The organism is Desulfuromonas sp. (assembly GCA_002869615.1).
GTDB lineage: Bacteria > Desulfobacterota > Desulfuromonadia > Desulfuromonadales > UBA2294 > BM707.
In genome coordinates this window covers 102,024-125,337 of the sequence record PKUH01000110.1, presented here as the reverse complement: position 1 = coordinate 125,337, position 23,314 = coordinate 102,024, and the positions used below count along the sequence as shown (strand labels likewise).

The 23,314-nt window shown below is 54.9% G+C and carries 23 protein-coding genes and 1 riboswitch; of the genes, 12 read left to right on the top strand and 11 right to left on the bottom strand.

The genetic code is table 11. The features are described 5' to 3' along the window. From C0623_13290 to C0623_13260, 7 genes are all read right to left on the bottom strand, one after another. Complete coding sequence (locus C0623_13290) at positions 1–645, bottom strand: hypothetical protein (protein PLX98292.1); 645 nt, start codon at positions 643–645, stop codon at positions 1–3. After that, positions 642–2,093, bottom strand: a complete 1,452-nt coding sequence (locus C0623_13285; GenBank protein PLX98291.1) for a hypothetical protein — start codon at positions 2,091–2,093, stop codon at positions 642–644. The genes C0623_13290 and C0623_13285 overlap by 4 nt, the downstream gene beginning before the upstream one ends. A gap of 219 nt (positions 2,094–2,312) precedes the next feature. Next, positions 2,313–3,038, bottom strand: coding sequence for an ABC transporter ATP-binding protein (locus tag C0623_13280; GenBank protein ID PLX98290.1), 726 nt, complete (start codon positions 3,036–3,038; stop codon positions 2,313–2,315). Further along, positions 3,038–3,835 carry a high-affinity branched-chain amino acid ABC transporter ATP-binding protein LivG gene (gene livG, locus C0623_13275; GenBank protein ID PLX98289.1) on the bottom strand — a complete coding sequence of 266 codons (798 nt, stop codon included), beginning with the start codon at positions 3,833–3,835 and terminating at the stop codon, positions 3,038–3,040. Before livG ends, C0623_13280 begins: the two co-directional genes overlap by 1 nt. Then, positions 3,835–4,905 (bottom strand): branched-chain amino acid ABC transporter permease, encoded by a 1,071-nt coding sequence (locus C0623_13270; GenBank protein ID PLX98288.1) that lies wholly within the window; start codon positions 4,903–4,905, stop codon positions 3,835–3,837. Before C0623_13270 ends, livG begins: the two co-directional genes overlap by 1 nt. A 14-nt stretch (positions 4,906–4,919) precedes the next feature. Then, positions 4,920–5,831: a branched-chain amino acid ABC transporter permease gene (locus C0623_13265; GenBank protein PLX98287.1), complete on the bottom strand. Its 912-nt coding sequence runs from the start codon at positions 5,829–5,831 to the stop codon at positions 4,920–4,922. Between the two features lie 97 nt (positions 5,832–5,928). Then, positions 5,929–7,104: a branched-chain amino acid ABC transporter substrate-binding protein gene (locus C0623_13260; GenBank protein PLX98286.1), complete on the bottom strand. Its 1,176-nt coding sequence runs from the start codon at positions 7,102–7,104 to the stop codon at positions 5,929–5,931. Positions 7,105–7,312: 208 nt separating this feature from the next. Between C0623_13260 and C0623_13255 the strand changes: the two genes are divergently transcribed. The 3 genes from C0623_13255 to C0623_13245 are packed head-to-tail and all read left to right on the top strand — an operon-like array spanning position 7,313 to position 9,945. Beyond that, entirely contained in the window at positions 7,313–8,044 is a 732-nt protein-coding gene (locus C0623_13255; GenBank protein ID PLX98285.1) for a hypothetical protein, read from the top strand. Positions 8,045–8,046: 2 nt separating this feature from the next. Continuing rightward, on the top strand, positions 8,047–9,177 hold the full coding sequence (locus C0623_13250; protein PLX98284.1) for a hypothetical protein: 1,131 nt from the start codon (positions 8,047–8,049) through the stop codon (positions 9,175–9,177). Between the two features lie 60 nt (positions 9,178–9,237). Continuing rightward, the gene (locus tag C0623_13245; protein ID PLX98283.1) at positions 9,238–9,945 is read left to right on the top strand and encodes an N-formylglutamate amidohydrolase; all 708 of its coding nucleotides are present in this window, start codon (positions 9,238–9,240) and stop codon (positions 9,943–9,945) included. On the opposite strand, the gene C0623_13240 is transcribed toward C0623_13245, so the two are convergent. Continuing rightward, on the bottom strand, positions 9,946–10,704 hold the full coding sequence (locus C0623_13240) for a J domain-containing protein (GenBank protein ID PLX98282.1): 759 nt from the start codon (positions 10,702–10,704) through the stop codon (positions 9,946–9,948). It lies immediately after the preceding gene. 127 nt (positions 10,705–10,831) lie between these two features. Further along, the gene (locus C0623_13235) at positions 10,832–11,020 is read right to left on the bottom strand and encodes a hypothetical protein (GenBank protein ID PLX98281.1); all 189 of its coding nucleotides are present in this window, start codon (positions 11,018–11,020) and stop codon (positions 10,832–10,834) included. Between the two features lie 224 nt (positions 11,021–11,244). Between C0623_13235 and C0623_13230 the strand changes: the two genes are divergently transcribed. The 7 genes from C0623_13230 (at position 11,245) to C0623_13200 (ending at position 16,989) form a co-directional block, all read left to right on the top strand. Beyond that, entirely contained in the window at positions 11,245–11,490 is a 246-nt protein-coding gene (locus C0623_13230; protein PLX98280.1) for a hypothetical protein, read from the top strand. A gap of 1 nt (position 11,491) precedes the next feature. Beyond that, the gene (locus C0623_13225) at positions 11,492–11,797 is read left to right on the top strand and encodes a hypothetical protein (GenBank protein ID PLX98279.1); all 306 of its coding nucleotides are present in this window, start codon (positions 11,492–11,494) and stop codon (positions 11,795–11,797) included. A gap of 39 nt (positions 11,798–11,836) precedes the next feature. Further along, complete coding sequence (locus C0623_13220; protein ID PLX98278.1) at positions 11,837–12,715, top strand: NAD(P)-dependent oxidoreductase; 879 nt, start codon at positions 11,837–11,839, stop codon at positions 12,713–12,715. 107 nt (positions 12,716–12,822) lie between these two features. Continuing rightward, a complete protein-coding gene (locus C0623_13215) occupies positions 12,823–13,320 on the top strand; it encodes a ferritin (GenBank protein PLX98277.1) in 498 nt (165 codons plus the stop codon). A gap of 8 nt (positions 13,321–13,328) precedes the next feature. Beyond that, a complete protein-coding gene (locus C0623_13210) occupies positions 13,329–13,592 on the top strand; it encodes a hypothetical protein (protein PLX98276.1) in 264 nt (87 codons plus the stop codon). Between the two features lie 67 nt (positions 13,593–13,659). Further along, positions 13,660–14,346 carry a hypothetical protein gene (locus C0623_13205; GenBank protein PLX98275.1) on the top strand — a complete coding sequence of 229 codons (687 nt, stop codon included), beginning with the start codon at positions 13,660–13,662 and terminating at the stop codon, positions 14,344–14,346. A 261-nt stretch (positions 14,347–14,607) separates the two neighbouring features. Continuing rightward, positions 14,608–16,989, top strand: a complete 2,382-nt coding sequence (locus C0623_13200; GenBank protein ID PLX98274.1) for a peptidase U32 — start codon at positions 14,608–14,610, stop codon at positions 16,987–16,989. 213 nt (positions 16,990–17,202) lie between these two features. On the opposite strand, the gene C0623_13195 is transcribed toward C0623_13200, so the two are convergent. After that, complete coding sequence (locus C0623_13195) at positions 17,203–17,985, bottom strand: alpha/beta hydrolase (protein ID PLX98273.1); 783 nt, start codon at positions 17,983–17,985, stop codon at positions 17,203–17,205. Positions 17,986–18,066: 81 nt separating this feature from the next. Between C0623_13195 and C0623_13190 the strand changes: the two genes are divergently transcribed. After that, complete coding sequence (locus C0623_13190; protein ID PLX98272.1) at positions 18,067–18,822, top strand: sigma factor regulator FecR; 756 nt, start codon at positions 18,067–18,069, stop codon at positions 18,820–18,822. A gap of 138 nt (positions 18,823–18,960) precedes the next feature. Beyond that, entirely contained in the window at positions 18,961–19,647 is a 687-nt protein-coding gene (locus C0623_13185; GenBank protein PLX98271.1) for a hypothetical protein, read from the top strand. A gap of 126 nt (positions 19,648–19,773) precedes the next feature. Here C0623_13185 and C0623_13180 read toward each other — a convergent pair whose 3' ends face one another. Continuing rightward, entirely contained in the window at positions 19,774–23,127 is a 3,354-nt protein-coding gene (locus tag C0623_13180; protein ID PLX98270.1) for a hypothetical protein, read from the bottom strand. 97 nt (positions 23,128–23,224) lie between these two features. Further along, positions 23,225–23,312: riboswitch (cyclic di-GMP riboswitch) on the bottom strand. Between the last annotated feature and the right edge of the window lie 2 nt (positions 23,313–23,314).

The following is a 23,314-nucleotide window of genomic DNA, read 5'->3' as shown; positions in this document are numbered from 1 at the left end:
TTACTCGAGGATCCGCTCTAGCCTCTCCAGATCATTAATCACCCGCCATTGCCCCTGACCTGATTCGACTTTAGTCTTCCAGTCCTCAAGCCGACTCATGTATTTGCGCGGATCGATGATGTCGCCGCGCAGCTTGGTGACATTGAGGGCGACCACTTCAATGCCCTGAAGCTGTAGCGGGATGTCGCGGACATAACCCTTGGCGAGTTCCTCCTCCATATCAGAGAAAACCAGGATCACCTTGCGCCCGGCGCCGGTTTCGTAGAGGGACTCAGCGGCCTGCAGCAGGCCACCGGTAATATCGGTGTAGGGTGCCCCTTTGACGGTTTTGACGAACGTGTCGATATTCTCCTTGAAATCCCGTTTCTGCTGGTTGGAGACCGATGGCCGACCGTCAAAGGTCATCTTCTGCACGATATCCTTTTCGCTGAAGCTGCCGGTATCGATCCGGGCCACGGCGAGGGAGTCACCCGGCTGTAGTGTTCCGAGGAGATAATTGATGATGACGGCCGCCTTGTCGAGCTCGCGGGTGTAGGTGCCGGAGGTGTCGAGCAGCATGTAGACCGATTTTGAATGACTGGTCGTGTCGGAGCAGCCGCTGATCAAAAGTATGGATAGGGATAACAACAGGAGCAGCTTTTTCATGAAGAGGCCTCCTCGCTAGGGGTCGGTTTCTGGTTGGCGGCAGGAGCAGTTTCGACCTGCTTTTCCGGTTTTGTGTCGCGGTGCAGTTTTTCTTCAAGCCAGAGTGCCGGGAAGATCAGAAGGTCATAAAGGGCGATGACCGCCGTACCGAGATGGCTGGTGATGTTGCCGATCAGCCGCAGGGAGAAGGCGCTCGCCCTGAGGCCCCAGGCGATAGCGAGACCGATCACGGTGCGTGAAGAATGGATGAAAGACTCGAGCGGAATGGCAACGAAGGTCAGGGCGAACGGCAGAACAAAGCCCATGACCATCTGTCCGGCCGTCGGGATAATACTTTCCACCTGGGTCCTGACTGCTTCGGCGCCGGCCAGGGTCTGGCGCAGAGCCTCCATGTCGGCGGCGATCCGGTCGCGCATAAAGGCGAGGGCCGATTCAACCCCGGCCAGGGTAAAGAGGATGATAAACGAGATCCAGATCATCTTGCGCCGCATCTTGTCGTCGAGTTGCCCGATCACCGGGAACAGATGGGTGATTCGCAGCGATTCCATCAGGAACAGGCCCATCGATATTTCAACCAGGATAATGACCAGGGCAGCAACATTCGATGTTTTGAAAGCACCGATATAGCTGCCGCCGCCGACCATCTCTGACATCGGCAGGGCAATCAGGTTGAAGTTGATAATGGCACCGCCGATGGCGATCATCATGACCAGGCCGGAAATAAAAAACTGGGTCAGCGATGAAGAGGAGAGGCGACGCTCGGCCTGATCCTCGCCGGCCCGGATCTGCTCGTATTCATCCATCTTTTTCGAAATCAGCTCCGAACGTTCGAACAGACCGGTAATGGTTTTACCGACCTGCTCAAGAGTTTCGCCAAGCTTGCGCCAGAGCGGCATCATCTTGTTGAGGGTGGCATGACGCTGCTGGCTCGCCTTACGGTAGTCATCCATCGCCGATTTATGATGCCGGTCGAGGGTCTTGTTGATCTCTCCGAGGATTTCGGCGACACCGCCATCGCTGTTCGGAACCTGGGCAACCGCTTCAATCGCCGAGATCCAGGCCGGCGGTGAGGGCGGCACCTCGGTACTCCTGCAGTAGTCCTCATCGATCCGCGTGATCAGGTCAGACATGTTGCGATGAAAGGCCGGGTAGGTCTGCAGGTCGCGTTTGACGACGGCGTCGACCCGGTGGAATTCGCGTTCCAGCTCCTTTTCGACGGCGAGAGCGCCGGAGGCGAGAAGCACTTCGCGGTTCCGCTGTTTGAGCTTTTGTTCAGCCATTATCAACGATTTTGATGCCATGCGCAGGGCTTGTGAGGCAACCCGGGTGAACGACTTGATCATTTTGTGGGTCTGGTTGCGGGCCAGGTAGAGCAGGATCACCAGTACAACGACAAAAACCGGCCAGGCGATCATCGGATAGTTCGAAAAAAATGGCAGGGATGACATGCAAACCTCCTTGAGCCAGTCGGCTCGGTTCAGGCTGAACAACTCTGACCATGTTTTTATTGCAAAGGGAGTTCCAGAAAAAAGAAAAAATGAACTTCCCGCAATACCCTTGAGTTTTACTGTTATTACCGATTTTGCAACTGGTTAAGGAAAGAAATAAGAGTTGGCCAGAGTTGGAAAAAGGGTGAAGTGGCGGAGCCGGGGTAACAATTTACGGCGTCAGCCACCCAGATAAGCCTTTTTGACGTCGGGATTTTCGAGTAACTGCTGGCCGTTCCCTTCGGCAACAATATTCCCGGTATCGAGAACATAACCGCGGTGCGCCAGGTGTAGTGCCAGGTTAGCGTTCTGTTCGACCAGCAGAATTGTCATTCCGTCTTCGTTGAGTTGCTTCAGCTTGCGGAACAGCTCGTACTTGAGTACCGGTGCCAGACCCATCGACGGCTCATCAAGGAGGAGGATTTTGCAGCCGGTCATCAGGGCGCGGCAGACCGCTAGCATCTGCTGCTCGCCGCCACTGAGCGACTCGCTGCGCTGGTTGCGGCGTTCTTTGAGGCGCGGGAACAGGTCGAAAATCCGTTCATACTCGGCATCCAGGTCGGCGTTCTTCTCGCGGGAGTAGGTGGCCAGCTTGAGGTTCTCCATGACCGACAGGTTGCCGAAGATCCGTCGGCCTTCCGGCGAGAGAGCAAGGTTCAGCTTCTTCACTACGTCGCTCGGGCGGGTCTTGAGAATAGACTCCCCCTGGAACTTGATATCGCCGCCGACCACCCGCGGTGCTTCCGGCGGTGGTAGCCGGGTGATGGTGTAGAGGCTGGTGGTTTTGCCGGCACCGTTGGCGCCGATCAGGGTGACGATCTCGCCTTCATTGACGTGAAAGCTGATGCCATGCAGCGCCTGGATATTGCCGTATTTAACTTCGAGATTTTCGACTTGCAGAAGCATCAGATATTATCGTCTCCCAGGTAGGCGGTGATGACCGCCTGGTTGTTGCGGATTTCGTCTGGTGTTCCTTCAGCGATGGTTTCACCGAAGTCGATCACCTTGATCTGCGTGGCCAGTTCCATCATGACGTCCATGTGGTGTTCAATCATCCAGATGGTCACATCAAAAGTTTCGTGAATCCAGCGGACCAGGCGGATCAACTCTTTCGCGTCGGCCGAGTTGAGTCCGGCAGCCGGCTCGTCAAGGAGCAGCAGTTTCGGGTGGCTCGACAGCGCGCGGGCAATCTCCAGTTTGCGCTGGGTGCCGTAGGGGAGGTTCTTCGGCAACTCGTCAGCAAAGCGTTTCAGGTCAAAGACTTCGAGCAACTCATTCGCTTCTTCGGAGATCTGTGCTTCCCGCTGTTTGTAACGTTTGCTGCGGAAGACGCTGCTGAAAAAGCCGTAGCCGAGCCAGTAGTGTTGCGCGACGCGGATGTTGTCGAGTACCGTCATGTCGTTCCAGAGGCGGATGTTCTGGAAGGTACGGGCGACGCCGAGCGAAGTGACTTTATGCGGTTTAAGGCCGGCAGTCGGTTGCCCATTGATGAAGATTTTACCGATCGTTGGTTGATAGAAGCCACTCACCAGGTTGAAGACGGTAGTTTTTCCGGCGCCGTTGGGGCCGATCAGGCCGGTCAGTTGGCCGGGCTGTAGCTTGACGTTAAAGTCGGAGACGGCTCTTAGACCGCCGAACTGCTGGGTCATGCCGTGGATTTCGAGAACCGGCGAGGTCTCTGTCTGTAATTGGGTCTGTACCATTATTTAAACCTGTAAAACTTTTTCAACTTCGGAAACACATCGGACAACTCACGGTTGCCCATGATCCCTTCCGGGCGAAATTGCATCACGATGACCAGCAGCAGCGGAATAATGACCCACTTGATGACACCGGCCGAAGGCTCCCAGTCCGGGAACATGAAGGTGATTGGAGACAGCAGGCCATCGATGATCGCCTGGGAGCGCAGCACTTCCATCAGGCAGGTGAACAGCACGGCGGAAATAACGGCACCGGAGAGGGAGCCCATGCCGCCGAGATAGACCATCACCATCGCTTCGGTCGATTTGAGAATGTTGAAGGACTGCGGGTTGACGTAGCCGATGATGTGGGCGTAGAGACCGCCAGCACAGCCTGCCAACCCGGCGGCAACCATGAAGTTGATGATCTTGATCTTGTTTGTGTTGACGCTCATGATCTCGGCCGCAACTTCATCCTGGCAGATCGCGTTGACTCCTTTGCCGTAGGTGGAACTGATGAAGCGGCGAATCGCCCAAACGGTGAAAATGGTGAAGTTGATGACCCAGAACAGCATCCAGGGGCCGTCGAAGATGTCGATCATTGCCCAGTAGGTGTCCTTCATCCCCTGGAAACCACGCGAGCCGCCGATGAAGTCCATGTTTTCCAGCGCTGAAATGATCATATAGTTAACCGCGATCGAGATGATCGCCAGGTAGTCGTCGCGGGTTTTAAACGAAGGGATCGAAACCAGCAGGGAAGAGACCGCGGCAAACGCACCACCGATCAGCAGAATGATCGGGAAAACGATCAGAACCGAGGAGGCGGGCAGCATCGGGGCGCCGAACTTGGTGCCGAAACAGAAGACAGAGATAATCGAGGAAACATAGGCTCCGACGCACATGAAGGCGGCATGGCCGCAGGTGAATTCGCCCATGTTGCCGTTGACCAGGTTCAGGCTGGTCGACATCATGATGTTGATGCCGATGGTCATGACGACTATCTGGATATAGTTGTCGATCCAGCCAAAATGCGCCGCGATCAGCAGCAGAACTGCGATGATGACCAGTAGAATGTTGAGAGAATATTGTTTCATAATATATCTCCCGACTATATCTTGGTCGACTGCGGAATGCCGAACAGTCCCGTAGGTTTTATCCAGAGAATGAGCAGCAATATGGTGAAGGCAAACAGGTCACGATAGGAGGATGGGAAAACAGTGACAACGCCGACTTCGATAAAACCGAGCAGGAAACCGCCGACGAATGCACCCTTGATGTCACCAATGCCGCCAACGACAGCGGCGATAAACGCTTTCCAGCCGATCAGCATGCCCATGAACGGCTCCAGGACCGGGTAGCTCATGGCGAACAGCAGGCCGGCCAGGCCGGCAAAGCCTGAACCGAGGATGAAGGTGATCACAATGATGTTGTCCATCGGGATTCCCATCAGTGGAATGGCAAATTTGTCGTAAGAGATGGCACGCATCGCCATGCCGACCCTGGTTCTGGTGACCACCCATTGCAAGAACAGGAACACAACAATCGCAGCGGCGATGACCAGCACCTTCAGATTGGTCACGGTGATACCACCGATATTCCAGATCTGCTTTTCAATCAGTTCGGGAAACTTTAACCGGCTGGCACCGAGCACCGCCAGGTTGGAGTATTCCAGAATCAGCCCGCACATCAGCGCAGTGATGACCACATAAAGCCGGTGCGCCCCTTTTCGCCGTAGCGGCCGGTAGGCGATCCGCTCCAGCGTTACTCCGACCAGCGAGGTCAAAATCATGGTCAGGGGGATAGTGATCAGGAATGTCAGCACCGGGGAGAGGCCGACAATTGGGCCGAGCAGAAAGCCGGCAACAAAAAAAGAAATATAAGCGCCAACCATGAAAATGTCGCCGTGGGCGAAGTTGATCAGGCGCAGTACCCCGTAAACCAGGGTGTAGCCGAGAGCTATCAGAGCGTAGAAACTTCCCCATTGCAGGGCGTTCAAAATATTCTGAAAGATAAAATCCACTTCGGGTATTTCCTTGGACAACGCGCCGGGTTTGCGAGTTTGTTAAGAGGATCAAAGCGGGGGCCAGAAGGCCCCCGCGCTGTTTTTGAGTCGGTGGTTATTTCGGGCAGACAGACTCTTCGAAGACAAAGGTTCCTTCGTCGGAGATCTTGACGACAACGGCACACTTTATCGGGTCGCCCTGTGCGTCAAACTTCGATGAACCGGTGATACCGTCAAATGATTTAATCGAAGCCAGGCCATCGCGTATCAGCTTACGCATTTTACGCGGATTGGAGTCAACTTTGCCGGCGTTCTTGATCCCTTCAACCAACAGACCGATGGAATCCCAGGTCAGAGCAGCGTAATCGGCTGGCTCTGCGCCGTACTTGGCCATGTAGCGATCGATAAAGACCTTGGTTGCACCTTTTGCTCCGGCCGCCGCGTAGTGAGTTGAGAAGTACTGGCCGTTGCACTCTTCACCGCAGAGTTTCACCAGGTCAGGAGTGCCCCAGGCATCAGAACCCATGAAGGGGCCCTTGTAGCCGAGATCGCGGGCCTGTGGGATAATCAACGCAACCTGGTTATAGTTTTCCGGAACAAAAATGAAGTCAGGCTTGGCCGCAATGATTGTCGTCAGCTGAGCAGAGAAATCCTGATCTTTGGTTCCGTTTGATTCATAAGCAACAACCGGTCCGAGCCCTTTGGCTTCCCATGCGCTTTTAAAAACCTCGGCCAGGCCGACAGAATAGTCATTGTTGACATCGTAGAGAACGGCAGCTGTTTTAGCACCAAATTTTTTTGCGGCGAAGTTTGCTGCAACCGGGCCCTGGAAGGGGTCGAGGAAGGCCGCGCGGAAGACCCATGGACGGTCCAACGTGGTGTTCGGGTTGGTCGACCAGGGGCTGATCATTGGTGTCCGGTTTTCGTTGGCAGTGCCCCCACCCGGAACAGCTTGCTTGGAAGAGTTGGGGCCGATAATGGCAACAACTTCTGCTTGATCGATCAGTTTGAGTGCGGCAGTGACCGCAGATTCCGCTTTTGATTCGTTGTCCATGTAGACGAACTCGAGCATGTACTTCTTACCGCCGACCTCCAGTCCGCCGGCACCGTTAATGTCTGCGAGGTACATCTCGGCAGCATTTTTCGAGCCTTCGCCGACTTCAGGGATATCGCCGGTCAGGGGAATGTTGAAGCCGATCTTGATGGTTTCGGCTGCGAAGGCCTGGGATGTAACCAGGAATACAGTCAGGACCAATACAGAAAGAAAGCCTCGAAACATAACAACCTCCATTAATCTTGTTCGATGTAAAGGATAGATGAACGCCATCTTGCGATTTGCGTTCTCGAAAATGCCGATAACTGACTTATTACACATGAGAAACGATGAAAGTCAAGTTTTCATGACAGCTACCTGAACTTTGGTCTAAACCTAAAGGTTTGTTTGTGTTAATATTTTACCTCGGTTGTTTGCGCCCAAACTCTGCTTAAGGAATCATTTCATGGCAACTCAATACCGGCTGTTACTGGTTGATGATGTACAGCTGATGCGCGGCATCGCCAAGAGCTACTTCGACCGGAGCGAATTCCAGGTTTCAACGGCCCGTGATGGTCAGGAGGCGCTACGCATGGCCAAAGCGATAAAACCGCACCTGGTTATAATGGATGCTGAAATGCCCGGGATGGATGGCATTGAATGCTGTCGCAAAATCAAAAACGATCCTGAGCTGTTCACAACCCCGGTGATTATCCTGACCGACAGAGCGGGCAATGAGCTCGATGCGTTATGGGAGTCCGGTTGCGATGGCCTGTTGACCCGGCCGCTTGGCCGGCGCGAGATTCTCGCCGCGGCCCGGCAGTATGTTGCTCTTGCCAACCGGGCGGCTCCGCGCATCGATCGAAACATTCTCGTCAAGTACGGCCCCGATGATGAGCTCGAGTGGCATGACTATGCCCATAACCTCGGGACTGGCGGAATATTCCTGGCAACGGAAAAGACGGTTGAGCTCGATAGTCGTTTTCAAATCGAATTTCTTTTGCCGCGCGCCGGGGAGCCGGTCCGCTGCACGGCAAGGGTTGCCTGGCTTAACCGGGCCGAAAAGATGAAACGGCCTGACCTGCCGCCCGGAATCGGTCTTGAATTTGTCGATCTCGATCGGGACTGGCGACTGCAGCTGCAGCAATTTGTCCTCGACTCGGCGCGCATGCACCTCAGCGCGAAAGATGGAGGCTAGCCGTGATTTTGGCTCGGGGACTAATCGTACTCTCCTGCCTTTTGGCGACTTTTACGCTTTTTCTCAACGGGTGTAAAAAAGCGGATCCGGATCCGATCCGGATCGGTTTTGTCGCCGGAATGACCGGCCGGATGGCCCCGGTCAGTATCCCGGCGCGTGATGGGGCTCTCCTCGCGATCAAGCAGGTCAACGAGGCCGGCGGTATTGATGGCCGCAAGCTTGAACTGATTATCTATGATGACAAGCAGGATCGGGACGTTGCCCGTGCTGCAGTTCGCAGTCTTATCTCGGAAGGGGTGCCGGTCATAATCGGCCCCCTGACCAGCACCATGGCGGTAGAGATGGTTCCGATTGTCAACCGGAGCAAAACACTTCTGATCAGCCCGACTGCTTCAACAACCAGCCTGAGCAGACAGGATGATAATTTTCTCCGGTTACGCCCACAGTGCGTCACCGTTGTTCGCAAGCTGGTCAATTACATTGTTGACCAGAGGCACTTGAAAAAAATAGGGATTTTACTTGATGTCGGGAATAGTGCCTATACCGAAGATTGGCAGAGATGCTTCAGCCGATATCTCGAAGAAAAAGATGGTGAAGTTGTTTCTGCTGTCAGTTTTGTTTCGGGAGATGATCATCTGTTCGGTGCGTTGGCGGGAAAGATTTTAAAGAGTCAGCCCGAAGGAATTCTTGTTCTCGCAAACCCCCTTGATACGGCGATCTTTTCCCAGCAGCTGGCTAAAAAGGGGGTGCAGATACCTCTTTTTACCAGTGAGTGGTCAATGACCAGGGATTTATTGACTTCCGGCGGGCGCTCGGTTGAGGGGATCACCCTTTTTCACGTGTTTAACGAGGCGTCGAAGAAAAAGAAGTATCTCGAATTCAAGGATGAGTACAGAGCTTACTTCGGCCAGGAGCCGTCATTTCCGGTCATTCACGGCTTTGATACAATGCAGGTTGTTATTGCCGGACTGAAAAGGGGTGCCAGGACCGGACCGGAGTTGAAAAAGGTTCTGTTGCAAACGAAAGAATTTGACGCCCTGCAAACCGTTTTGCGATTTGACCCTTATGGTGATATTGAACGTGACCTCTTCCTGACTGTAGTCAAAGACGGGGAATTCGTTGTCGTGGAATGAAAATAACCTCGCCAATTCTGCGTACTGACCTTCCCCTCGCCGGAATATTGAGGTAGTTAAGTGCGGCCCACCCTGTTTTTTACAGTTGAACATGGCGATAATAAGGTTCCGGATGAATTTGCCCACCTTTTTACCGGATATGACTCGGTCCTTGCGAGTCATCGCGGTTATGACCCCGGTGCCGGGGAGCTGGCCGTCCGTTTTTCGACCCACTTCCACGCGCCGTGTGAACAAGCCAAAATTACCCGCTTACTGATTGATCAGAACCGCTCACGGAACAACCGCCGGGCCCTTTTTTCGGAGTTTACGAGAGGTCTGCCGAAAGAGGAGCAGAAGAAGATTATCGATGTCTGTTACTGGCCATACCAGTACCTGGTCAGAAAGAGGATCGAAAGTCTGTTGAGCACAGCCGATTCGGTGTTGCATCTGGCGATCCATTCCTTTACTCCGGTGCTGAACGGACAGGTGCGCAACTGCGATGTCGGATTGATGTATGATCCCTCCCACAAAACCGAGCGCTCGTTCTGTCGGCGCTGGCAAGAGCAGATTACTGACATTGATCCGGCGGTCCGGGTGCGGCGTAATTATCCATATCGTGGTGTTAATGACGGGATCGTGCGTTCCTTGCGGCAGGAATTTTCCGGACAGAACTATATCTGGTTACAGATTGAAGTGAACCAGAAATTTCCGTTCGCCGAGCGCCAAACATGGAAGCATCTGCAGAAAGTGGTTATCGAGGCTTTTTCCGAAGTGTACGCGGTTCTCTGATCAGAGGGCTTGTTTGTGGCGGTGGCGCTGGCGGCTGCTGACCCGGGCATTGTGCTCTGTCAATTTCTGGGCGAGGTGTTCAATCTCGCCAGCCGAAAGCAGACCTTTCTCGACAAAATATTGACCGAGCCGCTTGTGCAGAGACCGCTGATGAATGATCAGCGCCTTGACCTGTCCGGGAGAGAGCATCCCGAGGCGGATGGCCCGTTCGCCAAAACGGGCATAGGGCCCCCGTTGTTTAATAATTGTCAGGGCATCCTCTTTTCTCAACCAGCCAAGATGAACGGCCAGCTCTCCGAGGACCGGTCGTTGTTGGCGTTGCCAGACCAGGGCGTGGATCAGCTGCGGATAGGAAATCAGGCCGCGATGATAAAGATAATGGCCGAATTCAAGGGTTCGTTCCGGAATGCGGCAGGAACTTTTGCGGGCCGTATCAGCGTGCCGGTGTGCTCGTGCTTTTGCCTTGTGATGACTCCCCGGCGGCGCTTCCCAGGCGCCCCGCTCCCGTTCCTGGAAAAATGAGCGGAGGAGATCATACGCCTTGTTAATTTCCTGGAAAAATACAGTCTGCTGTTGTTTGACGTGCGGTGAAGAGTCGGCGAAGCGATCAGGATGGGCTTCTTTCGCCTTGAGCCGGTAGGCAGCCTTGACTCCGGTCGGTTGCAGATAGCGGAGAAAATCGCGGGAGAGCATCAGTTCATCGCCAAAAAGGGTTCGGCAGGCAGCCATGAGCTCTGTTTCGGTGAGTATTGACGACATAAGGCGTTTCCGTACGGCAGCGTGAGGCTCGACAATATTTAGAGCTCAATCTGTCGGAAGAATACAACAACTGGTGGTGTACGGCAAGAGTCTTGATCCTTCAAATTGGAGAAAACGGACTGCCGGATCAGTGTCTTTGGCGGTGCAGAATCAAATCCTCCGCTTTTGCGAGATTCTTCTCAGGAACAAAAATCTGCATCGGGCCCTTGCCGGTGACCGGTTCGGGGTGCAACGAGTAGGGAATCCCGTTTTTGTTCAGGAGTGATTCGATACGCTTTTGGTCCTGTAAATCGTGCGGGTCGTAAAAAAGTGCCATCCATCTCTCCGCTGCATTCGGGGTTTGAAAAAATTATAGCATACCGTGATCAAAAGAAAGGTCGAACTGTCTCTTTTTTGTCGGTGAACCAATCGGTTAGCGGTGCTTTCGCTATTTTTGCCGGCGGCAAATCGCGCCTGTCATACGATCTGCTATACTAACTATCTGAAATCAGATAACTTATGAAAGGGTCGTGATCAGGGTCGGCGGAAAGGGTAAAAGCAATGACTATCGAGATGCTTACAGATTTTTTTATGTGGTGTACTGTCATTAACGGTGGTTTGCTGATTTTCTGGATTCTGACCTGGATGATTGCTTCCGATCAGGTTTATTTGATCCAGACGCGGTTCTTTCCGATGTCCCGCGAGCGTTTCGACATCGTCTTTTACTGCTTCCTCGGGGCCTACAAGATCTTTTTTATTTTCTTCAGCGCGACCCCGTTGGTCACCCTGCTTATTCTGGGGTCGTGAAATGAACCTCTTACGGGCCATGGCAATCATGCTGACCCAGCTCCCATTGCTCTATTATGAGCTTGGTCGTCGGGATCTGCTCGGAGGGTTCAACCAGACTGATCATGGGTTGGGACTGCTGGTCGGGCTGTTTGTGGTTGTTCCGATCGGCAATTTTATCTGGTTGGTCAGCGAAACGGTTCGCTCGTTCAGGAAAACCAGAAAACCGGGGCTAAACAGAGCAATGGCGCTCCCTTTCGTTGCCCTGTTAATGCTTTTTGAATCGCTGGCAATAGACCTCTACTTGCTAAGCCAGGCACGCATGTAGTTTTTGCGAACCGCACAGAAGCACAGGAAGGAGAAAAAAATGAAAATCGGATTCATCGGTCTTGGCCATCTCGGCCGGGCGATGGCAGAAAGGCTGACCGAATGTGGTCATGAACTCATTGTCTGGAACCGGTCAGCCGACCGCACCGAAGGGCTCACCGCGAGCGTCGCGATCAGTCCGGCAGCGCTGGCAGAAGACTGCGATATCATTTTTCTCTGTCTGTTCGACAGTGACGCCGTACGCTCGATTCTCCTCGACGAGAAAGGGGTTCTTTCCGTCGACATGGCCGGAAAAGTGATCATCGATGTCACGACCAACCACTACCGTGAAGTTGTCTCGTTTCATGACCTCTGCCGCCAGAAAGGGACAAGCTATCTTGAGGCTCCGGTTATCGGCAGCGTCGTTCCAGCGCAAAAGGGGATGCTGACCATCCTCGCCAGCGGCAACGAGAAAACCTACCAGCAGGTCAGACCCCTCCTTGAGAACCTCGGTGAGAATCTGTTTTTTCTCGAAGAGCCGGGGACTGCATCGAAGATGAAAGTGATCAATAATATGGCGCTTGGCAGCATCATGGCCGCCAACGCCGAAGCGCTGGCGATGGCAGAAAAGGCCGGTATCGACGTCGTTGATGCTCTGGAAATCCTGTCGGTCGGCGGCGGCAGTTCGAGGATATTGACCGCCAAGAAAAAGAAGTTGCTCGAAAACGATTTTACAACCCATTTTTCGTCAGCCCTGCTGTATAAGGACCTGGCATGTTTGATGGACCTTGCCTCGGAGGAGAAAAAATCGCTTTTGATTTCGGCATTGATCAAGGAACTGTATGGCCGGACCTTCGAGGAAGGTTTCGCATCTGAGGATTTTTCAGCAATTTACAAACTGTTCAGGGGCGCGATCAAGGAGCCAGCCCTGATTGCCTAAAACTGGTCGGCTGGATGTTGCAAAGTTCCACTATTCGTTCATAATTGATGCGAAATGTTGGCCCCTTAAACCGAGACTTTACACTCTTTTGTCAGGGGAGGATGCCTATGCCACAGGAATTCAACATGCAGGAAGCAATCAAGATGGCGATCCAGACCGAAAAAAATGTCATGGATTTTTATATTCGGGCCGCTGAAATCACCGAAAATGAACGGGCAAAAAAAATCTTTGAAACCCTGGCCCGCGAAGAGCGGGAGCACGCCAGTAATTTTTTCAATATCTATGACGGCAAGGACCTCGGTTCTTTTGCTGAATTAATGGCGACGGAACCTTCTTTTGACACGACGATTCTGCACAATCTCGAAAAAGCCCTCGACAAGGATGTGCATGAGCGCCGGGCGATGGAGTTTGCCCTGCAGGAAGAGGAGGACCTGGCCCAGCACCTCGAAATGACTGCCGGCAAGATCGTCGACCCCGGGGTCCGGGCGGTCTTTGAAAAAATGGCGCTCGAAACCCGCCACCATTATGCTATTATCGAGTCGGAATATGCCCACATGATGGGCATGGTACATGAAACAGATATGGATACCTACGTAAGGGAGTAATTATCAAGATGAGAGCTGTCGTTATATTGATTGCCGGAGTTTTATTTGTCATGTCGCCGGTCTTTGCTGCCGATCCCAATGATCCGGCCGAATATCAGGAGATTATCAAGCGGCGCTGTACCCTCTGCCACTCGCAGGAGCGGATCGAAAATGCTATTCGGCAAGGGGAGGATATGAGCCAGATTCTGACCAAGATGATGCAGATGGGTGCGACCCTGTCTGATCGGGAACAAAAGGTTCTTGGTACCTTCTGGGGGTCGCCAACCAAATAGGATGAACCAGTAAAAAGATTTACGGAGACCGGCGGAGTGCCGGGCTCTTTTTTGTGCCGGAGGGGGAATGCATAAAATCAAGGATTGGCCGACAGAAGAGCGGCCTCGTGAGAAATTGTTGCAGTCTGGAGCGGCCGTCCTGACCGACGCTGAACTGCTTGCTTTGATTATCCGGACCGGCAGCGCTGCCGACCGCACCAGTGCCGTTGATCAGGCGCGCCGGTTGCTTGCCTCTTTCGGGTCTTTACGGGCTCTGGCTGCGGCGACAACCAGCGAACTCTGTCGCCAGAATGGCATCGGCCCGGCCAAGGCCGCCGAGCTCCAGGCGCTGTTCGAAATTGGCAGGCGTTTTGCCTGCCAGCAGATCCGTCCCGGCGACCGGTTTACATCATCAAGCGAAATCTTCGATCATTATCACGAAAAACTGCGTGACCGGAAAAAGGAAGTATTTCTCTCCCTGCTTCTCGACAGCAAGAACCGGCTGATCCGGGAAGTCCAGGTGTCAGAAGGGAGCCTGAACGCCAGCATCGTCCATCCCCGCGAGGTGTTTGCCCCGGTGATTCGTGAGTCGGCTGCGGCGGTCCTGTTTGTCCATAATCACCCTTCCGGCGACCCGGCTCCGAGCCGGGAGGATATCGACCTGACTGATCGCCTGGCCGAGGCGGGCAAGCTGATGGGTGTCCGGGTCCTCGATCATATCATTATCGGCAACGGCAGTTATGTCAGCTTCTGTGATCGCGGACTGCTGGGCTGAATCCCCTTGCCATTGGCAATTGGCACATGCTAGCTTCAAATATAACCGGCCGGGTAATCATGCCCGGCTTCGTTTTTAAAAAAATCAATTTGGGTCACGAAGGCTCGAAGAAAGTCTAAACCGATTTTAACGGAGAGGTGGAGAGAAGCAGAGAAAGCCAAGAACCATCGTTTTCTCTCGACCTCCGCGGCTCACCGTTAGAAAGAATTCAATGCATTTGTTTTCCTTGGTGCCTTCGTGTCTTCGTGGCAAGAATCTATTATGACCAGAAATCCCAACAAACCCGAACTGCTCGCTCCCGCTGGATCGCTCGAGGCCTTTTTCGCGGCCATGGAGAGTGGTGCCGATGCGGTCTACGCCGGGCTCAGGGAGATGAGTGCCCGGGCCAAGGCGAAGAACTTTTCGCTCAGGGATCTTGAGCAGATGCTTGCCTACGCTCATGCCCGCCGCCGGAAAATCTACGTGACCCTGAATACCCTGGTCAAGGAGAAGGAGTTGCCGCAGTTGATCGAGACCCTGGCGGGGCTTGAGGAGATCGGAGTCGATGCGGTTATCCTGCAGGATATGGCGGTATGGAAACTGGCCCGCGACCATTTCCCCGGGTTGAATCTGCATTCATCGACCCAGATGACCATTCACAACACGGCCGGGGTCAGGATGCTGGAGCGGCTCGGTTTTAAACGGGCGGTTCTGGCCCGCGAGCTGACTCTCGAAGAAATTTCGGAGATTCGCGACAGCACTGAAATGGAGCTTGAGCACTTTGTTCACGGCGCTCTTTGCTTCTCATTCTCCGGTCAGTGCTACTTCTCATCATTTCTCGGCGGCAAAAGCGGCAATCGGGGGCGGTGCGCCCAACCGTGTCGACGGCGCTACCGCCATCGCCGTGATCAGGGTTATTATTTTTCGACCAACGATCTCTCCGCGATCGACCTGCTCGACGATCTGGTCGCAGCCGGCGTCGGGAGTTTCAAGATCGAGGGGCGGATGAAATCGGCTGAATACGTCGCCAATGTCGTATCGGCCTACCGGTCTCTGATCGATGTTGCTCCGGCCGAGAAAGAGATCGTCCTCAGGGAAGTGAAGGAACAGCTCAAGGATTCCTTTGGCCGGCCGCCGACCCGGGGTTTTCTGCAGGGGGATGTCCCGGCCGACATTGCCGTGCCGAGCGTGCATGGCGCAACCGGTCGATTCCTCGGCAAGGTTGAACAGGTACGGGGCAAACAGATCGGCTTCCGGACCGGCAACGACCTGCATGTTGGTGACCGGGTCCGTATCCAGCCACAGAATGATCAGGCCGGAAAAGCCTTCACCCTTAAGGAGCTTTATCGGGGCGCCAGGAAAACTGGCCAAGTCGGGTCTGGCGATTTTGTCAATGTCGTCGCTCCCTTCCATGAAAAGTTCAATAAAGGGGACGCCGTGTTCAAGGTCTCCTCAACCTCCGCGTTCAATATGAGTGATGCCGCTTGCCGCCGCCTGCTTGCAGCAGCGGAAAAAAAAGCAAGCCGGGTCGATCTGCATGTCGGCATGCCGGACAACAGCACCCTGGAACTGACGGCGCAGACCGGAAGCCTGACGGTACGGCAGCGCTACCCGGTTGAAACGTTTCCGGCCAGGGAGCGACCGCTTGACCTGGAAATTCTGCAGAATGTATTCGGCAAAGGGGGACAGGAGTCGATTGAACTGGCCGGGATATCGGCTGACAAGATGCCGCCGGTGGTGATTCCGCCGAGCCGAATGAAGGAAATCCGGCGCGATTTCTATCAGCATCTGAATAAAAAGCTGGCAGCCGAGCAGGAACAGGGCCGTGGTCGGAACAGGCAACAGGCCATGTCGTCGTTGTTGCCAAAGAATACTGGCCGGGCCGGTGGTGATTCCCTGTTGATGGTCGCCATCCGTTCTTTGCAGGAGGCGCGACTGGTGGACAGCCCGGAGGTCGACCGGATTCTGGTGCCGCTTGAACCGGGAATCGAGCACCGCCTCGGCAAATTGCCCCAACGCCTGAAGAAGAACCGGGAAAAGTTGGTCTGGGATCTCCCGTTCATTATTTTTGACCGCGACTGGGCGGCATTCGAACAAACCGTCAAAGCTCTGGTCGCAGCCGGCTGGGAATCCTTCCGTTTGAACAACCTTGCCCACTTTCAGCTCTTTAACGGCCTTGGTGCGGCAAAGCTGCTCAGCGGCTTCCGCCTGTTCAGCCTGAATTCCCAGGCGGTTCTTGCCTGGAAGGAGCTCGGTGTTGGTGAGGCGACTCTCTATCTCGAAGATGATCGGGAAAACATGCTCGATCTCCTGAGTCGTGATAGCGGCGTTGATTACAACGTTATCGCCTACTCTCAAGTGCCGTTGATGACGACCCGGGTGCCGATGCCGCGGGTCCGGACCGATAGCCCGCTGGTCTCGAGTCGCGATGAGCATTACCTGGTCCGGCGGCAGAAGGGAATCTCGACGATCGCCGCCGAAACCGATTTTTCCCTGCTCGGTTATCTTCACCAGATCCGTTCCGCGAATCTCCGGAACTTCACTCTCGATTATTCGCATCGCGGAGTATTCAGCTCCGAAGGTAAAACCATTCTCAATGCTTTTACCGCTGATCGATCAATTCCGTCAACCTCGCCATTCAATTTCGATTTCGGGATGGAGTGAACCACTGCCAGGCTGCTCCCGATGGACCTGACGAGCGGATGTCATCCTGTTGCGCAACAAAGGGATGTCTTGTCACTTAAACTCCGCTGCCCTGGTCTCGTGCATGATCGTTCCCTTATTCATATCCATGCAGAGCCTCAGCCGCCATGTTCACCAGGATGCCGGCATACAAAGGGCATGAAATCGCGACCGGGAAAGGGTCACGGGTCGTAATCACTCCCTCGATGGTGTGCCCCGCGCATCAATCTTCTGTAAAAAATCTCCGACCAGACCGAAGTACTCTTCGCTGTTAACCATCATGATACTGTTGTGATCACCGTTTTGGAAAATGTGTATTTTCTTGTTCCGGCTGCCAGCCGCTTCGTAGAGGGATTCGGCATGCTCAACATCGACCAGGCCGTCTCTCGCCGTATGCATAATCAATAACGGCCCGGCGTAGCCGGCAATCTTTTGGGTCTGATCGAGCCGGTCGGCCACCGCATTTTTGATGTCGGCCCGGCTGACGCCGAGTTCCATCGGATGGACCCGTAAAAGCAGACGCTCGAGAACATCAGCAATGCCGCTTTCGATAATCGTTCCGGCAAGGTTCGGGAATTGGGCGGCAGCATGCAGCGCCGGGATCGATCCGACCGACCGACCGAAAACAACAATCCGTTCAACCGGCGACGGAGTCTGTTCGATAATGGCATCGACATCGTCAAGAATGCCTCCGAGTTCGGCCCGCCCCGAAGACATGCCGTAGCCGCGGAATTCAGCGAGCAGGGAGTTGCAGCCGAGACGGGCGAATAGATGCGGCAGGAAATCGACATAATCGGCAACAACTTCTCCGTTGCCATGAAAATGAACAACCGTTAGTGCCTCCGGGTCGACTTCGTGATAATGACAGGCGAGCCGGGCCTCCCCGGCATCAATCCAGTACGGCTCGGCAAATGTTTCGCGGCGCGGGAAAAAATAGCGTTCGCTGATCAGGGGATGGTTCAGAATCGATCGGTTCATAAACTCTCCTTCTGATATAATCAAGGTTCAGTCCGGAAATGGCATTATCGCCGATTGCCGCTGCTCCGGCAAGGAGGCAATATGGATGAAATGTTGAGACAGGCGGCCGAGCTGGTAGAACAGGCCGGTGTTGTCACGGTTTTTACCGGGGCCGGGATTTCAACCGAATCGGGGCTCGCCGATTTCCGTTCAGCCGGCGGGCTTTGGGAGCGCTACCGGATTGTCACCTATCCGGAGTTCGTGGCCAGCCACGAGGCCCGGGTCGAGTATTGGCAGATGCGGCGCGAACTGATCCCCACACTTCTGGCGGCACAGCCGAATGATGCTCACAGGGCGATTGCCGAGCTCCAGGATATATGCAAGCTCAAGACAGTGCTCACGCAGAATATCGATGGTCTGCACCAGGCCGCCGGGAATCATGATGTCATCGAGTTGCACGGCACCAATCTGACGGCGAGCTGCCTCAATTGTGGAAAAACCTGGCCGATCGAAGATATCCAGATACGGCTCGAAACGGATGATCTCGACCCGGCATGTGACCGCTGCGATGGTGCGATCAAGCCGGACACGGTCTCGTTTGGTCAGTCAATGCCGCAAAAAGAGATGAATCGCGCTTTCACGGTGGCGCAAAAATGTGATCTCATGTTTATGCTCGGGTCATCACTCGAGGTCCAGCCGGCGGCCCTGCTTCCGGCCGCTGCCGCCGAGGTTGGAGCCAGGCTTATATTCATCAACCGGACCGAGACGCCATACGATCATCTGGCTGAACTGATCTTCCGGGACGGTTGCGGGGAGGTGATGCAGGGGATAATGGGTATGCTGGAATCTGCTCTTTGACCTTTGCCTTGCGACGCGAGGTTAAAGCCGAGCATTGATGGGGTTTGTATTATACTTTTTTAAGGGTATAATTTTAGGCAATGTGCCTTTATCCCGGAAAATAAGTGTACTTGGATTTGGTTTATTTGGGGGAACCTGATGGGCTCCAACCGTAGACACGATTGTGATCAGTGCATTTATATTGACCGGCCTATCCTGGTTGTCGGGTCCCGGCGATTTAGCACTGAAGTGCTTGCCAATTACATCTGTTCCAATACCCCGGCGAAATTGGGGGTCGTCGAGCGAATAGATGAAATAAAAACCAAGGCAGCCGATCAGCAGGATGACTGGCGCCTGATTTTTATTGACTGTCTTGGACTTTCGAACGCCGAGATCGTGTCTTTTCTCAAAATGGACGCCTCTGGATTGCTCACAAGCGATATCGTCGCCCTTCTCAATTTATCAAGTGAAGAGACCGGTTTCACCGAGCTCATTGATATCGGGGTCCGTGGGTTTTTCTTCGAAAATGACTCAGCGGAGTTGATTCTCAAAGGGATTTGCGCTCTTAAAAACGGGGAGCTTTGGATCTCGCGGGCAACTCTTCTGCAGTATGCTTCGCAGAAACCGCGAAGGGTTGCGTTGGATGAGCACCCCGCCATACTGTTGACAACGCGGGAACGGGAAGTCCTCCATCTCCTCAGCACCGGTCTCTCCAACAATGAAATTGCGGGCCAGCTGTTTATCAGCAACCACACGGTGAAATCGCATATTTACAAAATCATCAGAAAGCTCAAGGTTGACAATCGCCTCCAGGCCGCACTCTGGGCCGCCAAGTACATGCAATAAGACTTTTATCAGCACTTCCCAGGCAAGACGGTAGTCGATACGAGACCTGGTTCAATGATAAATTGATAAGCGGCAGCCCATCGGATTTGATGGGCTGCCGTCGTACAGTGGTCGTTATCGATGCTGCTACGGGTTCGGTCCTTGACCGAAAAACCAGGCATTTGTTTCGGAGATAAAGTCGTCGATCCACCATGCCCGGCGGGCCATGGCCTCGGACTCACCCGTTTCATGCTCCAGCTGAGACCAGACGCCGTAAAGGAACTCGCCGCCCGGGTTGGTCGTCAGGCTCGCCTCACTCGCCTCAAGCCCCGGCATGCCCTGCTCCATCTTGTCGAATTCGTTGCAGAACCCGGAGCCGACCAGTTCTTCGGCGACCTTGTCATCGCCGTGCGGGTCGGACGGGTAGCAGACGTTGAGATCGTCCTCGGCCCAAACCTGATAGTCGTCGCCGAAGTTGACAGCTCGGCTGTAGAAAAGATCGAGCGGCTCCGCTTCACCGAACTCCGTGGTGGTGTTGTCGCCGGTCTCGAAAACAACGAAGTACCGTGACGGATCGCGCAGATCCTCGCTGTCGCCGCCCGAGGTGTAGCCCGGAACGCCATAGCCCAACTGGAACAGCTCCGACTTGATGCTCGATGGGGTCGGAGCGTAGCGTGGGTCGAGGGTCGTGATCCGCATGGACTGGTGTTGGGTGACGTTTCGGGCCTGTTCGAATGCGCCGGCGCCGTATTCATAACAGACTCGCGGCTCTGTCGAGTCGCCTTGCTGCTGCTGGTCGGCGGTGCGATAGGTCTCGCAGACGACCGTGCCGTTGCCGGCCCAGGTTGAACCGTCCCAATGCTTGAAATTACCGGGTAGCGTCGTCCAGGTGTCAGCGCCGTCGAACGAGCGGCGAATATAGAGCTCGTAGCGGTCGTGGCCGACGGTGTTGAGACGCCAGTTGGGCGACCAGGCGTAGAGCAGCATGACAAAATCACCATCAAGGAAGCCACGGTGCCCCTTGGCAACATCGAACGGGTTGTACCATGACTGGTCGTCGAGGGTGCTGTCCTTCGCTGTGCACTCGGTCGCCGTGGTGCCATCGCTAGAAGCCACAACCGCGTAGTTGGAGGGACACTGATGCCACGTCAGCACCTTGGTCTGGTCCCCTTCGCCCTGCACGATTCCCCGGAGAATCGGGTTAATACTGCTGGTGCAGTCGTCGTTGGCGTAGAGTGTCGTCACGGCATCGCCGGTTGCGGAATTGATCCCGGTGTCGGGAATGGTGCCCGACAGGTTGATCGCCGGGTCGAGACAGACACCCCCCGGATAGAATGGGTTGTCAGCTGCCTCTTTCGACCAGTTCTTGCAGTCCATATTGCGGAAAGCATAAGGGTTTCCGTCTCGCGATAACTTCCAGTTGTCCTTCATGACGATGCGTCGCGCCATCACGTCCGCCGGCCCCCCTTGGTTCATCTGGCCCTGCTTCCAGGTGGGGAGCGCGACCAGGCCGCTCTTTGCCCGGGAGGTATCCTTGTGCACCTTGTAGATATCCTGGGCCAGGAGACTGCCGCGGCGGGCGATCTCGGTATTGTAAATATCAAAGTTATAATCACCGAAGTCCCAGATTTCCGAGGTGTTCAATGTCGGGATAAATATACCGGTCGACCAGCCGACCTCGGGCTGGTTGAGCAGGTGTCCCGGGAAGGTGAGGTTGGCAACCAGCCCGTCCTGCTCGTCGCCGGCCAATGCATCGGTCAGAGACATGCTGAACGAATGATAGCGCTGGTTCTTGCCGATGTCCCAGGCCACGCATTCTTTCTCGTCGGCATCCGGCGGGCAGACCGCCTCGGTCGGCAACCCGGTCTCCGGGTCGCTGAGGTACGAAGCCCGTCCGAGCCCCTTGTCCTCTTCGACCTGAACGATCACAAAGGCGTTATCAATGAACGAGCTGTCGATGCCGGAGGAGATGGTATTGGCATCGGCCCAGGCCGAAGTGTAGCCGAACAGGTTGAGCCGGGCTCGCGTCGAGGCGGAGTTGCCGACGAGCGGGATGCCGTCCTCGGTCACGCAGATTGATTTGAGTTCGCCCAGTGGACCTGTCGGAATTTCGACGAGGTCAGCGCACATGTCCTTCAGGCCGTAGGCGAGCGGGTCGAGTTCTGTGCCCGACGAATCAGTCGGAACCGGAACGACGCCGTTGAGGGCGCTGCCGTAGCAGTACGGCGCCGGATTTTCGGGGTTGCACTTGGCGTTGTCGGTGATCGGCATCGGCATCGACATCGGCACGAAAGGCTTGGGCTTCTGGGTCACGTTCTCGGTGTCATTCGCCAGCTCGGTGTATTCCGTGAAGGTCATCGAGGTTGCACCGGTCTCATCCTCAGGATTTTGCACGACGTCGAAGTATTCCCAGTCGATGTAGGAGTACCAGATGTCGGTTCCGCTGTTGCCGATAGCACCGCTCCAGCCCTCACCGGGCCCTTCACCCTGCCCCGGGCGCAGACCATCGGGGTCCTCCTGCCAGGTGAGTGCGAAGCCGGCTCCGGGGACGGCCTTGACTTCGATGCGGTTGGCATCACGCCGACCGGAGGTCAACCGCTCGGCTTTGAACCAGCGCATGAAGCTTCCTTCGAGAGCATCGGTGCGGGGATCGTCACCGTCAACCAGCTCGCCGCGGGCTGTCCAGACGCAATTGAATGGCACCTCGCCAACCACGTGGTTCTGCTCCCACTTGTCCTCGGCATAATCGACCGAGCCCTGCTGACCTGCAACCCGGTACATGTCAACCAGATACATGTCGTCGGGCGAAGCCGTTTCCAGGTCAATACCGAGGTACGTGGCGATGGCTGCACGGCGTGCCATGGTCTCTTCATCGGCTGCGTCGAGCGAGTAATTCGGTTGGCCGCTGCTGCAGAAACGGCTCGGCCAGGCGACGAGGACCTTGTTGTCGGCAACGGCGTGGAAGATGTTGACCACGTCACCGGGGTAGGCGCCGCTCGCATCTTCATCGGTGACGAAGAGCGGGATATCGGGCCGGTACACGTCATCCTCACGGGTCTGCGATGACTGGTCGGCCGATTCTGACAGGTTGGTATTTTTCCAGGTCACGCCGTCGTCGAGGCTGATCGCACCATAGGCGTCGCGTTTTCCGTGGCCGATGAAACCGACCCCGTCGATACCCTCTACCGGACCGTTGATGTAGACACCGATCAACGGCTTGGCCAGTTCTCTGGCGTCGACAATGATTCCATCGACATTGGTATAATCGACGGCTGCCACGGTCCCGTTGGCAGCCTGCGTCGGCGCATAAAATCTCATCAGGTGGATAAATGCATGCTCGTTTTCGAGCTCATACCCATCATAGGTAATGGGGTTGCCCTCGTGGGACAGGCTTTTTCTGACCAATTTGCCATCGTCGGCCATGACGCTGCCAGCCGATAGCATGGCCGTAACGGTTACGGCGAGTACGATGACCAATCTCTTCTTCACAAGCTTCTTCATGATGACCTCCCTTGAAATTTCCCCCTGAACCATTCAATCGCGTTCAGAGACAGTTACAAACCGCTGCTGAAAAGTTTCCTATTCAATAAAGAGAACTTTCGGCAACCCGGCCGTCTTTCAGGGGCGCACCTGGAAGATCCTCGGCTTTCCGCACCCTTCTCACGAAGGGGATGGCTTTTCAGATTCT